13 protein-coding genes and 1 pseudogene are annotated in these 13,170 nt (G+C 66.1%); 13 read left to right on the top strand and 1 reads right to left on the bottom strand.

Annotated features, from left to right (window positions below; all coding sequences use genetic code 11):
- Positions 1 to 3 precede the first annotated feature (3 nt).
- The 8 genes and pseudogenes from cydP to ACYJP6_RS20220 all read left to right on the top strand — a co-directional run bounded on the left by cydP (position 4) and on the right by ACYJP6_RS20220 (position 6,546).
- Positions 4 to 147, top strand: coding sequence for a cytochrome oxidase putative small subunit CydP (gene cydP, locus ACYJP6_RS20255; RefSeq protein ID WP_313333655.1), 144 nt, complete (start codon positions 4 to 6; stop codon positions 145 to 147).
- Between the two features lie 32 nt (positions 148 to 179).
- Positions 180 to 1,793, top strand: a complete 1,614-nt coding sequence (locus tag ACYJP6_RS20250; RefSeq protein WP_459477253.1) for a cytochrome ubiquinol oxidase subunit I — start codon at positions 180 to 182, stop codon at positions 1,791 to 1,793.
- Positions 1,794 to 1,803: 10 nt separating this feature from the next.
- The gene (gene cydB, locus ACYJP6_RS20245) at positions 1,804 to 2,943 is read left to right on the top strand and encodes a cytochrome d ubiquinol oxidase subunit II (protein ID WP_459477251.1); all 1,140 of its coding nucleotides are present in this window, start codon (positions 1,804 to 1,806) and stop codon (positions 2,941 to 2,943) included.
- A gap of 26 nt (positions 2,944 to 2,969) precedes the next feature.
- Positions 2,970 to 3,086 carry a cytochrome bd-I oxidase subunit CydX gene (gene cydX / locus ACYJP6_RS20240; RefSeq protein WP_459477249.1) on the top strand — a complete coding sequence of 39 codons (117 nt, stop codon included), beginning with the start codon at positions 2,970 to 2,972 and terminating at the stop codon, positions 3,084 to 3,086.
- Entirely contained in the window at positions 3,067 to 3,369 is a 303-nt protein-coding gene (locus ACYJP6_RS20235) for a cyd operon YbgE family protein (protein ID WP_459477247.1), read from the top strand. Before cydX ends, ACYJP6_RS20235 begins: the two co-directional genes overlap by 20 nt.
- A 719-nt stretch (positions 3,370 to 4,088) precedes the next feature.
- Positions 4,089 to 4,658 (top strand): NYN domain-containing protein, encoded by a 570-nt coding sequence (locus ACYJP6_RS20230; protein WP_459477245.1) that lies wholly within the window; start codon positions 4,089 to 4,091, stop codon positions 4,656 to 4,658.
- A gap of 256 nt (positions 4,659 to 4,914) precedes the next feature.
- Positions 4,915 to 5,691, top strand: a pseudogene (locus ACYJP6_RS20225) (MCP four helix bundle domain-containing protein); the annotation flags it as partial.
- Positions 5,665 to 6,546 carry a methyl-accepting chemotaxis protein gene (locus tag ACYJP6_RS20220; RefSeq protein WP_459477511.1) on the top strand — a complete coding sequence of 294 codons (882 nt, stop codon included), beginning with the start codon at positions 5,665 to 5,667 and terminating at the stop codon, positions 6,544 to 6,546. The pseudogene ACYJP6_RS20225 and the gene ACYJP6_RS20220, both read left to right, overlap by 27 nt.
- 260 nt (positions 6,547 to 6,806) lie before the next feature.
- On the opposite strand, the gene ACYJP6_RS20215 is transcribed toward ACYJP6_RS20220, so the two are convergent.
- Entirely contained in the window at positions 6,807 to 7,448 is a 642-nt protein-coding gene (locus ACYJP6_RS20215; protein ID WP_459477243.1) for a TetR/AcrR family transcriptional regulator, read from the bottom strand.
- A gap of 126 nt (positions 7,449 to 7,574) precedes the next feature.
- Here ACYJP6_RS20215 and ACYJP6_RS20210 point away from each other — a divergent pair, with 126 nt between their 5' ends.
- From ACYJP6_RS20210 to ACYJP6_RS20190, 5 genes are all read left to right on the top strand, one after another.
- Positions 7,575 to 9,611, top strand: a complete 2,037-nt coding sequence (locus ACYJP6_RS20210) for an oxidoreductase (protein ID WP_459477241.1) — start codon at positions 7,575 to 7,577, stop codon at positions 9,609 to 9,611.
- Positions 9,612 to 9,702: 91 nt separating this feature from the next.
- Positions 9,703 to 11,010: a M24 family metallopeptidase gene (locus ACYJP6_RS20205; protein ID WP_459477239.1), complete on the top strand. Its 1,308-nt coding sequence runs from the start codon at positions 9,703 to 9,705 to the stop codon at positions 11,008 to 11,010.
- A gap of 51 nt (positions 11,011 to 11,061) precedes the next feature.
- Positions 11,062 to 11,859, top strand: a complete 798-nt coding sequence (locus ACYJP6_RS20200; protein ID WP_459477509.1) for an amino acid ABC transporter ATP-binding protein — start codon at positions 11,062 to 11,064, stop codon at positions 11,857 to 11,859.
- Positions 11,859 to 12,500 carry an amino acid ABC transporter permease gene (locus tag ACYJP6_RS20195; protein ID WP_459477237.1) on the top strand — a complete coding sequence of 214 codons (642 nt, stop codon included), beginning with the start codon at positions 11,859 to 11,861 and terminating at the stop codon, positions 12,498 to 12,500. Before ACYJP6_RS20200 ends, ACYJP6_RS20195 begins: the two co-directional genes overlap by 1 nt.
- Entirely contained in the window at positions 12,497 to 13,156 is a 660-nt protein-coding gene (locus ACYJP6_RS20190) for an amino acid ABC transporter permease (protein ID WP_459477235.1), read from the top strand. Before ACYJP6_RS20195 ends, ACYJP6_RS20190 begins: the two co-directional genes overlap by 4 nt.
- Positions 13,157 to 13,170: the final 14 nt, after the last annotated feature.

Genomic DNA, 13,170 nt, shown 5'->3' with positions numbered 1-13,170 from the left:
GCCATGAACGGACGCCTGGTCAAGGAACTGCTGGTCATTCTGCTGATCAAGCTGGCGCTGCTGATGGTGATCAAGAGCCTCTGGTTCAGCGCCCCCACGGTCCCGCCCGACGCCGCCCAGGCGGTCAGCGCCCACCTGCTGGACTAGCCCCCTTCCTTCTAGTTGAGGAGATTGCCGGGATGATCTCGGAATCCGTCGTGGACCTGTCACGCCTGCAATTCGGCATGACCGCGCTGTATCACTTCATCTTCGTGCCCCTGACCCTGGGGCTGGTGGTGATCCTGGGGATCATGGAGTCGGTCTACGTGATGACCGGCAAACAGGTCTACAAGGACATGACCCAGTTCTGGGGCAAGCTGTTCGGCATCAACTTCGCCCTGGGGGTCACCACCGGCCTGACCATGGAGTTCCAGTTCGGCACCAACTGGGCCTACTACTCCCACTATGTCGGCGATATCTTCGGCGCACCCCTGGCCATCGAGGGCCTGATGGCCTTCTTCCTGGAATCGACGCTGATCGGCCTGTTCTTCTTTGGCTGGGAGCGGCTGTCGAAAGGACAGCACCTGCTGGTGACCTGGCTGGTGGCCCTGGGCTCGAACCTCTCCGCGCTGTGGATCCTGGTGGCCAATGGCTGGATGCAGCATCCGGTCGGCGCCGAGTTCAACTACGTGACCATGCGCATGGAGCTGGTCGACTTCGGCGCCCTGCTGCTCAACCCCGTGGCCCAGGTGAAGTTCGTCCACACCGTGGCCTCGGGTTACGTCACCGGCGCCATCTTCGTCCTGGCGATTTCCAGCTACTACCTGCTCAAGGGCCGCGACATCGGCTTTGCCCGGCGCTCCTTCGCCGTGGCCGCCGCCTTCGGCATGGCTGCGGTGCTTTCGGTGATCGTACTGGGGGACGAATCCGGCTATCGCGTGGGCGAGGTGCAGAAGGTCAAGCTGGCCGCCATCGAAGCCGAGTGGAACACCGAGGCAGCCCCTGCCTCCTTCACTCTGTTCGGCATCCCCAACCAGCAGGAAATGCGCACCGACTATGCGGTGAAGATCCCCTATGTGATGGGCCTGATCGCCACCCGCTCCACCACCGAGCAGGTCACCGGCATCAAGGATCTGGTCAAGCACTACGAGGCGCGCATCCGCAATGGCGCCCAGGCCTATGCGCTGCTGGAAAAACTGCGTGCCGGCGACGACTCCGCCGCCACCCGTGCCGCCTTCGACGCCCGCAAGCATGACCTCGGCTATGGCCTGCTGCTCAAGAAGTACACCAACGACCTGCCCGCCGCCTCCGACGAGCAGGTGCGCAAGGCCGCCCTGGACACCATCCCCAACGTGGCCAGCGTGTTCTGGACCTTCCGCCTCATGGTCGCCTGCGGCGTGCTGATGCTGGCGCTGTTCATCTGTGCCTTCTGGGCCTCGACCCGGCGCAACGAGCTCAAGAAGCCCTGGCTGCTCAAGTGGGCGCTATTCAGCCTGCCGTTGCCCTGGATCGCCACCCAGACCGGCTGGTGGGTCGCCGAGCACGGTCGCCAGCCCTGGACCATCAGCGAGGTGCTACCCACGCATCTGTCGGCCTCGACCCTGGCCCCCGCTGACCTCTGGGGCTCCATCGGCGCCCTGGTGACCTTCTACACCCTGCTGCTGATCGTGGAACTGTACCTGATGATCCGCTTCGCCCGCCTTGGCCCGAGCAGCCTGCACAGTGGCCGCTACTACCACGAACGCGCCGCCCAGGTCGGCGACGCCCTGCGCCAGGCCGCCGTGGCCAAGCCCGCTGCCCCGGCCAACGTCTGAGGAGACCGCCATGTTCGACTACGAAGTGCTCAAGCTGACCTGGTGGGTGCTGATCGGCGTGCTACTGATCGGCTTCGCCCTCACCGACGGCTTCGATATGGGCGCCATGATCCTGATGCCCCTGATCGGCAAGACCGACAAGGAGCGCCGCGCCGCCATCAACAGCATCGCCCCGCACTGGGACGGCAACCAGGTGTGGTTCATCACCGCCGGTGGTGCCCTCTTCGCCGCCTGGCCGCTGGTCTACGCCACCGCCTTCTCCGGCCTCTACTGGGCCCTGCTGCTGGTGCTCTTCGCCCTGTTCCTGCGCCCGGTGGGCTTCGACTACCGCAGCAAGCTGGACAACACCCACTGGCGCACCACCTGGGACTGGGGCCTGTTCGCCGGCAGCCTGGTCCCGGCGCTGGTGTTCGGGGTGGCCTTCGGCAACCTCTTCCAAGGCGTGCCCTTCCAGCTCGACGACAGCCTCAGATCCAGCTACCACGGCAGCTTCTTCGCCCTGCTCAATCCCTTCGCCCTGCTCTGCGGGCTGGTCAGCCTGGCCATGCTCTGCGCCCATGGCGGTGCCTGGCTGATGCTGCGTACCCACCAGGCGCTGGGCGAGCGCGCCCGGCGCGCCACCGGCCTGTGCGCCCTGCTGCACCTGGCCGCCTTCGGCCTGGCCGGGGTCTGGCTGGCCCATGGCTTCGAGGGCTACCTGCTGGTCAGCCAGGGCGATCCGGGCAGTGCCCTGAATCCGCTGCACAAGGTGGTGACCGCCGGCAACCCGGGTTGGCTCGCCAACTATCACGCCCACCCGCTGACTCTGCTCGCCCCGCTGCTGGCGGCACTCGGCAGCATCCTGGCGTTGCTCGGCAGCAGCTGGCGCCAGGCGGCGCTGGCCTTCACCGGCACCGCCCTGGCCATCGTCGGCACCCTGGCCACCGCCGGCTGCGCGCTGTTCCCCTTCGTGCTGCCGTCGAGCCTGGACCCGGCATCCAGCCTCACCGTCTGGGACGCCGTCTCCAGCCAGCGCACCCTGGGCATCATGTTCGTCGCCGCGGCGATCTTCGTGCCCATCATCCTGGCCTACACCCTGTGGAGCTACCTGCGGATGTGGGGCAAGGTCGACGACCGCTTCATCGATGCCAATCCCCACGGCCTCTACTGATCACCCTGGACGCAAGGAGAAACGCTATGTGGTACTTCACCTGGATTCTCGGTGTCCTGCTCGCCGCGAGCTTCGGCATCATCAACGCCCTCTGGCTGGAAAGCACCCGGGAGCTGGACGTCCATGACGATACCGAATGCTGATCCCCTGCCCCGCGTCCACCCGCTTGGGCGGACGCTGTCCCTGCTGCTGGCCGCACCCCTGGCGCTGCTGCTGTTGATCCACCCCGGACTGATGCTCGACGCCAGCGGTCATTACAGCCATCCGCTGCTGATGGCGGTGATGCTCGGTATCTCTGCCGGGCTGGTCCATGGCGTCGGCTTCGTGCCGCGGCTGTGGCTGTGGCGGCTGCTGTTCGGGCCGGTGGTGGGCTGGCCGCTGCTGGTGCTGGGGTACGCGCTGCTCGCCAGGGCGCAGTTGGGCTGAGCCGATTCTCGTGGCGGGTCTTCTCAGCCGGGAATAGGCGATCGCCAGAAGACCGAGCCGTCGTGCAAGACCGCCGGCAATGGCAGGCTGGGCCTGAGCCACCCCGGCCTGCCGGCCATCTCCCAAGGCTGCATCGTCCAGGTCCTGGCGAGGTACAGAACGACGCTCAAGCCCTGGCCGCGCTATCTGGGCGGCGCTCCGGCTTTCTTCGTTGTGAACCTTGGCCCTCTTGCCTTTAGCCGGCCGACGGCGATGGGCTTTGGGATCACCGCCCTCCCTGACGCCACCAGTGCCGTCGCTTACCTCGAACTCGACGTCCGCGGGTAACCGACCCTTGGAATCTGGCTGCGCAAACGGATGAAAAGGCACCACGTTCGGGGCACCTGATGGACGTCTGGTCAGCATACAGGTGCAGGGCTGGACCTTCGCGAGCAGACTGGTCCTCGTCGTCCGCTCGCCTGGCCGAGCGATCCCCGCTCGACCGGGAGCGCCCTGGCACGGGGTAACAGGACCGGTGCCGGCCTAACTGCCCGTACTGGTCCAGGCACTACCCCGGCGCCCTCGCCTGGACCTGCGTGGAGCTAATTGTCGCTACCTGAGGCGCGAACGCCGAATTAAGCACACAATAGACCTCTGCGTATCCCGCGTGCGGGTATGCGCCCATCAACCGTAACAGGCTTGGTCCCAGCATTACGATGCCAACTACAAATCGAGCGGGCGTGGCGTGGTTCGTCGACGGCGCCTATGCCCTGAGCGCCTGGAATGGCTCTATCTCCGGTGCCAAATTCGACTATTTGAAACTGCGTCTTTTCATCGAGCAGGATGCCGGCGAACCCATAGGCGACGCCTACTATTTCAACTGCGATAGCGATCCGCCCACCATCGCCCAGACCGGCTTCAACAAGTTTCTCAGCTCGGCACCGCCGAAGGGCGCGGGGCTGCGCGTCAAGCTCTACTGGCTGCAGAGCAAGGCCCACGAATGGCCGGCGTCCGTGGGTGGCGGCCCCATCCTGCATCCGGAGACGGGCGAGCAGTACACGACGAAAAGTCAGAAGGGCGTGGACGTGGGGCTCGCCTTCAACCTGATGCGCTCCTATGCGAAGCGCGGCTGGAAGAAGCTCTACCTGGTCGCCGGCGACGGCGACTTCCATGAGGTCGTCCAGTACCTGGTGGAAAACGAGGGCGTCGAGGTCACCGTGATCGGCGCCCACTTTTCCATCAGCGGGGAGATCGCCCCCTACGTCCGGGTCGTGGAATTCAAGGACATCGAGGCGGCGATCGCCCGCTAGAGATTCCTCCACCGTTCGCTTTGGTACCCAAGCGCTCACCTCCCTCCAGAGGTGAGCGCCTTCCCAGAAACCGCTGCCGTCACTTTCGCCGGCGGGGGTCGAGCAATCGTTCGGGGTCACCGCCGCGGTGTCCCGAGTGACGTCTGGATCAGGTGTTAGCTGTCGTCATCCGTCAGTCGGATAGCTCCCTCCGGAGGTAGACCCCTCAAGTAATCCTGCCCTTTGCCGTTGTGCTTAGCACCTTCCCTCTCGGTAAATGGACATGACCTTCCGCTCCCTCAGCATCGCTACCCGCAGTCTGCTGTGCTTCAGCCTGCTGGCCATCCTGGTCGCCAGCGTAGGTATCTTCGGCATCGTGAAGTTGTCGGAAACCCGCGACCAAAGCCTGGTCATCCAGACCAACAATGTGCCCAGCATCGTCGAGGCCGACAGCCTGGCCTTGCTGCTCGCGCGCACCCGCATCGAGGTGCTGCGCCTGCTGGCCATTCCCGATCCCGTCACCGTGGCCAACACGCGCAAGAAGATCGACTCCCAGAGCAACGAGGTCGCGGCGGCCTTTGCCCGCTACGACAAACTGGTCAATTCGGACCAGGAGCGGCAGGCGCTGGAGAACCTGCGTCAGGTACACAAGGAATACCTGAACGACATCAACCGGTTGGCTGACTTGGTCGCCGCCGGCAAGGTGGAGGAAGCGCGCGCCATGGTTCAAGCGGGCATGGCGCAACTCGGCGGAAAGATGAACGAAAACACCGAGGACCTGCGCAAAGTCAACGAGCAGGAAATCAAAGAGGCCATGGCCGCTTCGAGCGAAACCTATGGCCAGGCCAAGGCGGTCACCTGGATCGCCATCGGCCTGGCGCTGGGTCTGACCCTGCTGCTGGCCTGGCGCCTGACGATAAGCATGACCCGGCCGATCGCCGATGCCGTCGCTGCCGCCAAGACCATCGCCAGCGGCGACCTGACCCAGGCTCTGGACACCCGGGGTCACGATGAAGCCGCCCAGCTCATGCAAGCCATGCAGCAGATGCAGACCAACCTGCGCGACACCCTGGGGCACCTGGGCCATTCCGCCACCCAACTGGCTTCCGCCGCCGAGGAAATGACCGCGGTGATGCAGGAAAGCGCCCACGGCCTGCAGCAGCAGAACAGCGAGATCGAGATGGCGGCCACCGCCGTCACCGAGATGAGCCAGGCGGTGGACGAGGTGGCCGGCAACGCCACCTCCACCTCGGCCGAATCGCGCCAGGCCGCCGATACCGCCCGCCAGGGCCAGCGTCAGCTGGGCGATACCCTGGGTGCCATCGAGGTGCTCACCGAGAACGTACTGGGCGCCAGCGAACAGGCGCGCCAGCTGGCCGAGCAGACCCGCAACATCAGCCAGGTGCTGGACGTCATCCGTTCGGTCGCCGAGCAGACCAACCTGCTGGCGCTCAACGCCGCCATCGAAGCCGCCCGCGCCGGCGATGCCGGTCGTGGCTTCGCGGTGGTCGCCGATGAAGTCCGCGCCCTCGCACACCGCACCGGCGAATCCACCCGCGAGATCGAAGGCATGATCGGCAGCATCCAGCAGGGCACCGGCCAGACCGTCGATGCCTTGCTGACCAGCGCCGACCAGGCGCGCCAGACCCGCGAGCAGGCGCAGTCGGCCAACGCCGCCCTGGCCGCCATCGCCCAGTCGGTGTCGGGCATCGACGAGCGCAACCTGGTGATCGCCAGCGCTGCCGAGGAGCAGGCCCAGGTGGCCCGCGAGGTGGATCGCAACCTGGTACGCATCCGCGACCTGTCGGTGCAGACCGCCGCGGGCGCCGAGCAGACCCGTGCCGCCAGCCAGCAGCTCTCCGAGCTGGCCGTGGAACTGAACGGGCAGATCCGCCGCTTCCGCGTGTGACCCGGGGCAGGACATCGCGTCGCTCGGCCGAAGGGTCGAGCGACGGTCCTCCTCATGAGATGCTTTACGCTGGCGCCAGCGGTATCGGGCGTAGCGCTGCTCAACTGGCCCTCGTCGGCACCTGGGCAGTGGGGTCTGCCCGGATGTCGAGCAACGCAGATCGCCGTGGCTCCCGGGGCTGCTGATCCTGCCACCGGCTGCCTGGCACACGCGAACACTAGCCGCATTGGGCCCCCACCCGTGACGACCAAAGCCGGCGACTAGCCCTCCGGCGCAACCAACTGGTGGCGACTGAAGAAGCGCTCCAGCTCCCGCACTTCCGGCTCCAGGCCGGTGAAGATCTTCAGATACTCGGGAATGAAGGTGAGCCGGCGTTCCAGGGGCTCGACGGTCTTCATGCTGATGTAGCCGATCTGGGTCAGGTAGAGGGAACGCGCCCGGGTCTCGGCGGCGCGGTCCTCGAAGCCGAAGCGATCGAACATCCGCTTGAGCGCGGCGATGCGCAGGGCATCCGCCTCGGCGATGTCCTGCGCCACCTCGGCGGACTGCAACGCCCAGCTACGCATGGCGAATTCGTACTGGGAATCGAACAGCCGCGCGTCCAGCCAGCAGTCGAACACGTTCAGGATGGCTTCGGTGATGGACTCGGCGTAGGCCTCGGTGCGGGCCACCAGATTGCCGGTGTTCTTGTTCTTCCACTGCTCGATGAGCGCGCGGAGCAAGGCTTCACGATCCTCGAAGAACCAGTAGAAGCTGGTACGCGACAGCTTGAGCTTCTTGGCCAGTGGCTGGATGCGCACGGCATCCACCCCGGCATCCTTGAGGCTTTCAAAGGCGGCCGATAGCCAGCTCTCCAGGGAGCCGCGCACGGGTTCGACAGCGGTGGGGACGGGTGCATTCATGGCCCGATAGTACAGCCCGGCCACAGTCCCAACAAGCGACAATGTTCACTCATGTCGTTTTAGTTGACACCTATGTACATAGGGTTTTAAGTTCTTTCCACCTGATGAGCGCTGGTGGACCCGGACATGAAGAACGATCCTCTGCTGCAGCCGTATCAACTCAAGCACCTGACATTGCGTAACCGCGTCATCATCACGTCCCACGAGCCCGCCTATCCTGAAGAGGGCATGCCCAAGCAGCTCTATCGCGCCTATCACGTGGAGCGGGCCAAGGCGGGCGTGGCCATGACCATGACGGCCGGGTCAGCCGCCATCTCGCGGGACAGTCCTCCGGTGTTCAACAACGTGCTGGCCTACAAGGACGAGGTGGTCGGCTGGCTCAAGGACCTCACCGATGAATGCCACGAACACGGCGCGGCGGTGATGATCCAGCTGACCCACCTGGGGCGGCGCACCCGCTGGGACAAGGGCGACTGGCTGCCGGTGGTGTCCTCCTCCCACAGCCGCGAACCCGCCCACCGGGCCTTCCCTAAGCGCCTGGAAACCTGGGACATCGAGCGCATCATCAAGGACTACGCCGATGCTGCCGAGCGCATGCTGGCCGCCGGCATGGACGGCATCGAACTGCAGGCCTACGGCCACCTGATGGACCAGTTCTGGTCGCCGCTGACCAACGACCTGGACGAACCCTACGGCGGTTCGCTGCGCAATCGCCTGAATTTCACCTTCGAGGTGCTCAAGGCCATTCGTGCCCGGGTCGGCGAGCGTTTCATCGTCGGCATCCGCTACACCGCCGACGAGGTGGTCAAGGGCGGCCTGACTAAGGAGGAAGGCCTGACCATCACCCAGCTGCTCAAGGACAGCGGCATGATCGACTTCCTCAACGTCATCCGTGGCCACATCGCCACCGACGCCGCCCTTACCGACATCATCCCGGTGCAGGGCATGCGCAACGCACCGCACCTGGATTTCGCCGGCGAGATCCGCTCGCGCACCGGCTTCCCCACCTTCCACGCGGCGAAGATTCCCGACGTCGCCACCGCCCGCCACGCCATCGCCGCGGGGCTGGTGGACATGGTCGGCATGACCCGCGCGCACATGACCGATCCGCACCTGGTACGCAAGCTGACCGAGGGTCGCGAAGACGACATCCGCCCTTGCGTGGGGGCCAACTACTGTCTGGACCGCATCTACAACGCTGGCGCGGCCTATTGCATCCACAACGCCGCCACCGGGCGCGAGACCAGCATGCCCCACACCATCGTCAAGGCAGCGACCCGCCGCAAGGTGGTGGTAGTCGGCGCCGGTCCCGGTGGGCTGGAGGCGGCCCGGGTGGCCGCCGAACGGGGTCACCAGGTGGTGGTGCTGGAGCTCGCCGAGCAGGCCGGCGGCCAGGTACGCCTCACCGCCCAGTCGGAGCGGCGCAAGGAGATGCAGAGCATCATCGACTGGCGCCTGGCGCAGTGCGATCGCCTCGGCGTGCAATTTCACTTCAACACCTGGGCGGACGCCGCGCGGGTGCTGGCGGAAGACCCGGACGTGGTGATCATCGCCACCGGCGGCCTGCCCCATACCGAGGTGCTCGAACGCGGCAACGAGCTGGTGGTGTCCAGCTGGGACATCATCGCCGGCGACGTCAAGCCGGGGCGCAATGTGCTGGTCTACGACGATGCGGGCGACCATGCCGGGCTGCAGGCCGCCGAGTTCATCGCCCGCAGCGGCGCCCGCACCGAAATCATGACCCCGGATCGCAGCTTCGCCCCCGAGGTGATGGGTATGAACCTGGTGCCCTACATGAGATCCCTGCAAGGGCTCGACACCCACTTCACCGTGACCTACCGCTTGAAAGCCGTGGAGCGCGACGGCGACCAGCTCAAGGCCATCGTAGGCACCGACTACAGCGATCTGGAACGGGTGTTCCACTACGACCAGGTGGTGGTCAACCACGGCACCCTGCCACTGGACGAGCTCTACTTCGAACTCAAGCCGCTGGCCAGCAACGAGGGCGTGGTGGAATATCAGGACCTGATCGTCGGGCAGCCACAACGGCTGGCCACCAATCCCGCCGGCCGCTTCCAGCTGTTCCGCATCGGCGATGCGGTGTCATCGCGCAATACCCACGCCGCCATCTACGACGCGCTGCGCCTGATGAAAGACCTCTAAGAAGGTCGGTGCACCCGCTGTACCCTTTTCCCACTGCCTCTTCGACGTCTCACAAGAACATGCCAGCCCCGGCTGGCCAGACGAGGTCCCCATGCATCATCCAGAGTCCCTTGCCGGCTTCGATCCGGTGGCCGACGCCCGCCTGAGCTTTCGCCAGGACAGCCGCGTCAGCGAGCATCAACTCGCTCCGCTGGACGAAGACCTGCTGCGCGCCCACGCGTCCATTGACCGCCGTGCCCTGCGCCGCTATCGCCTGGAGCGCATCCGGGCGCAATTGGTGGAACACGACTACGCCGGCGTGCTACTGGCCGATCCGATCAACATCCGCTACGCCACCGACACCAACAGCCTGGGACTGTGGGTCATGCACTCCCCCAGCCGCTACGTGCTGGTAACCACCATCGGTCCAGTGATCCTCTTCGATTTCACCAGCAGCAAACACAACAGCGCCCACATCGAGACCATCGACGAGATCCGTCCGGCCACACCCTGGCTGTATTTCCTGGCCGGTCCGCGGGTCGAGGAAAAGGCGACATCCTGGGCTCAGGAGGTCGCCGAACTGCTGCTGCACCACGGCGGCGGCAACCGGCGCCTGGCGGTGGACCGCTGCGATCCATGGGGCGCCACCAAGCTGGCAGACCTAGGCGTAAGCCTGCACGACGCCCAGCCGCTGATGGAGCAGGCACGGCTGATCAAGTCGGCCGAGGAACTGGCCAGCCACCGGGTCTCCATGGGCGTCTGCGACCTGGCCATCGCGCGGATGCGCACCAGCCTGCGGCCCGGCATCACCGAGAATCAGCTGTGGAGCATCCTGCACGGCACCAACGTCGCCCACGGCGGCGAGTGGGCCGAGAGCCGCCTGCTCAGCTCCGGCCAACGGACCAACCCCTGGTTCCAGGACGCCACCGACAAGCCCATCCAGGCCGGGGAAATGGTCTGCTTCGATACCGACATGGTCGGTCCGGGTGGCTACCTGTCGGACATCTCGCGCAGTTTCGTCTGCCCAGGCCAATCAGCCACTGCGCGCCAGCGCGACCTACTGCAGACCGCGGCCGAGCAGCTGACGCAGAACATCAACCTGCTGCGTCCCGGGCTGGGTTTTCGCGAATTCGCCGAGCGCTGCTGGCCGGTGCCGGAACGGTACCGGCACAACCGCTACATGATGATGCTGCACGGCGTCGGCCTGGTGGACGAGTACCCCAGCGTGGCCTACGCCACCGACTTCGCCGACTGGGGCTACGACGGCACCTTTGCCGAGAACATGGTGGTCTCGGTCGAGAGCTTCATCGGCGAACAGGGCGGCCCCGAAGGCGTGAAGCTGGAGGAACAGGTGGTGATCACGGCGGCGGGGGCGGTGAAGCTGTCGCGTACGCCGTTGCTGGATCCCGACCTGCACTGATGGCCCCGCCTCCCCTATGGAGGCCCCTGCGAGGAGAGCGAGATGAGCGCCATGAGTATCGTCAGAACCCCCGCGTCGTCGGTGCCGGAGCAGCCCGAGGAGCGTCCGGCGTTCCTGCGCCTGGAAGGCATCGGCAAGCATTTCGGGCCCTATGAGGTCTTGCATGACGTATCCCTGGACATGGCCAAGGGCGAGGTGCTGGCCATTATCGGCCCCAGCGGCTCGGGCAAGAGCACCCTGCTGCGCTGCATCAACCAGTTGGAGCCGCCCACCCGCGGCAGTGTGACCCTGGAAGGCCTGAGCCTGCACGCCGGCAAGGTTTCCCGCCAGGAGCTGGTGGCCCTGCGGCGGCGCATCGGCATGGTCTTCCAATCGTTCAACCTCTTCCCGCACCTGACCGTGCTGCAGAACGTCAGCCTGGCCCAGGTGCGCAGCCTGGGGCGCAGTCGCCAGGAAGCGGATCGCCGTTCGCTGCAGTTGCTGGAGCGGGTAGGCCTGACGGCCAAGGCCAAGGCCTATCCCAGCCAGTGCTCCGGCGGCCAGCAGCAGCGTGTGGCCATTGCCCGCGCCCTGGCCCTGGACCCTGAGCTGATGCTGTTCGACGAGCCCACCTCGGCGCTGGACCCGGAGCTGGGCATGGAGGTGCTCAAGGTGATGCAGGAGCTGGCCCAGGAAGGCATGTCGATGATCATGGTCACCCACGAGATGCACTTCGCCGAGACCGTATCCGACCGCGTGGTGGTCATGGCCGACGGCCGCATCATCGAGCAGGGGCCTAGCGCCCAGGTGATGCGCCATCCGCAACACGAGCGGGTCAAACGCTTCCTGGCCACGGTGAGGAATCGCTGATGAGCGCCATTCTGCTTGCCTTGCTGCAGGGCATTCCCTGGACCCTGGCAGTGACCGGGACGGCCTTCGTCATCGGCCTGGTGCTGGGTTTCCCGCTGTGTGGCCTGCGGGTGTGCCGGATCAAGGCGGTACGCCTGCTGGCCTTCGCAGTGATCCTCACCGTGCGCGCCATCCCGCCCATCGTCTGGCTATTCTTCATCTTCTTCGGCCTGGGCGGCGGCTGGCTGACCCTGTCGCCCTTCGCCGCCGCCACCCTCGGCCTGGGGCTGATCACGGCGGCGCATATGGCCGAGGTCTACCGCGGCGCCCTCACCGGCATCCCCGCCGGCCAGTACGAGGCGGCGCTGGTGCTCAACCTCAGCGCCCGGCAGCGCTTCTTCGACGTTATCCTGCCGCAACTGGTGCGCATCGCCATCCCGGCCGCCGCCACCTATGCCATCGGGCTGCTCAAGGATTCGGCCATCGCCTCGACGCTGGGCGTCACCGACATCAGCGCCGCCGCCTACCAGCAAACCCAACAAACCTTCCAGGGCCTGCCGGTGTACAGCCTGGCCGCCCTGCTCTACATCGCCCTGAGCGTGCCGGTGGCGCTACTCGCCCGGCGCCTGGGCGACCACCTGAGCCGGAGGGTCCAGCGATGACAGAACTCCTCGCCAACTGGGTCGAATGGTTTCCCGATCTCTGGCACGGCTTGCTGCTCTCGCTCCAGGTGACCGCCCTGGCCCTGCTGGTCGGCATCCCGCTAGGCCTGGTGTTCGCCCTGGGCGTGTCCAGCCGGGTACTGCCGCTGCGCCGGCTGACCGTCGTGCTGGTGGAACTGGGCCGCGGGGCCCCAGCGCTCATCCTGCTGCAGTACTTCTATTTCGGCCTGCCCTCGGCGCACATCACCCTCAGCGCCTACAGCGCCGCCGCCCTGGCCCTGGCCTACTGCACCGGCGCCTACACCAGCGAGATCCTCAGGGGCGGGCTGAACGCCGTCGCCCAAGGCCAGCGCGAGGCGGCTGACGTGATCGGCCTCACGCCACTCGACGCCCTGCGCTTCGTCATCCTGCCGCAGGCCCTGCGCATCGCCATCCCGGCACTGCTGGGCTTCTCCATCATGGTTTTCCAGGCCTCGTCGCTGTGCTTCACCATCGCCCTGCCGGAATTGGTGAGCCGCGCCTCGATGATCGGCTCCAGCATCTTCCAATACATGCCCGTGCTGCTCCTGGCGGGTGTGATGTACGCGGCCCTGTGCATTCCCGCCGCCCTGCTGGTGGGAAGCCTGGAACGCCGCCTGGCCCCGGAACGGGCCTGACCTCCGCCCTGCCG

This window comes from Pseudomonas sp. No.117 (assembly GCF_054558395.1).
This window is presented reverse-complemented; position numbering and strand designations above follow the sequence as displayed.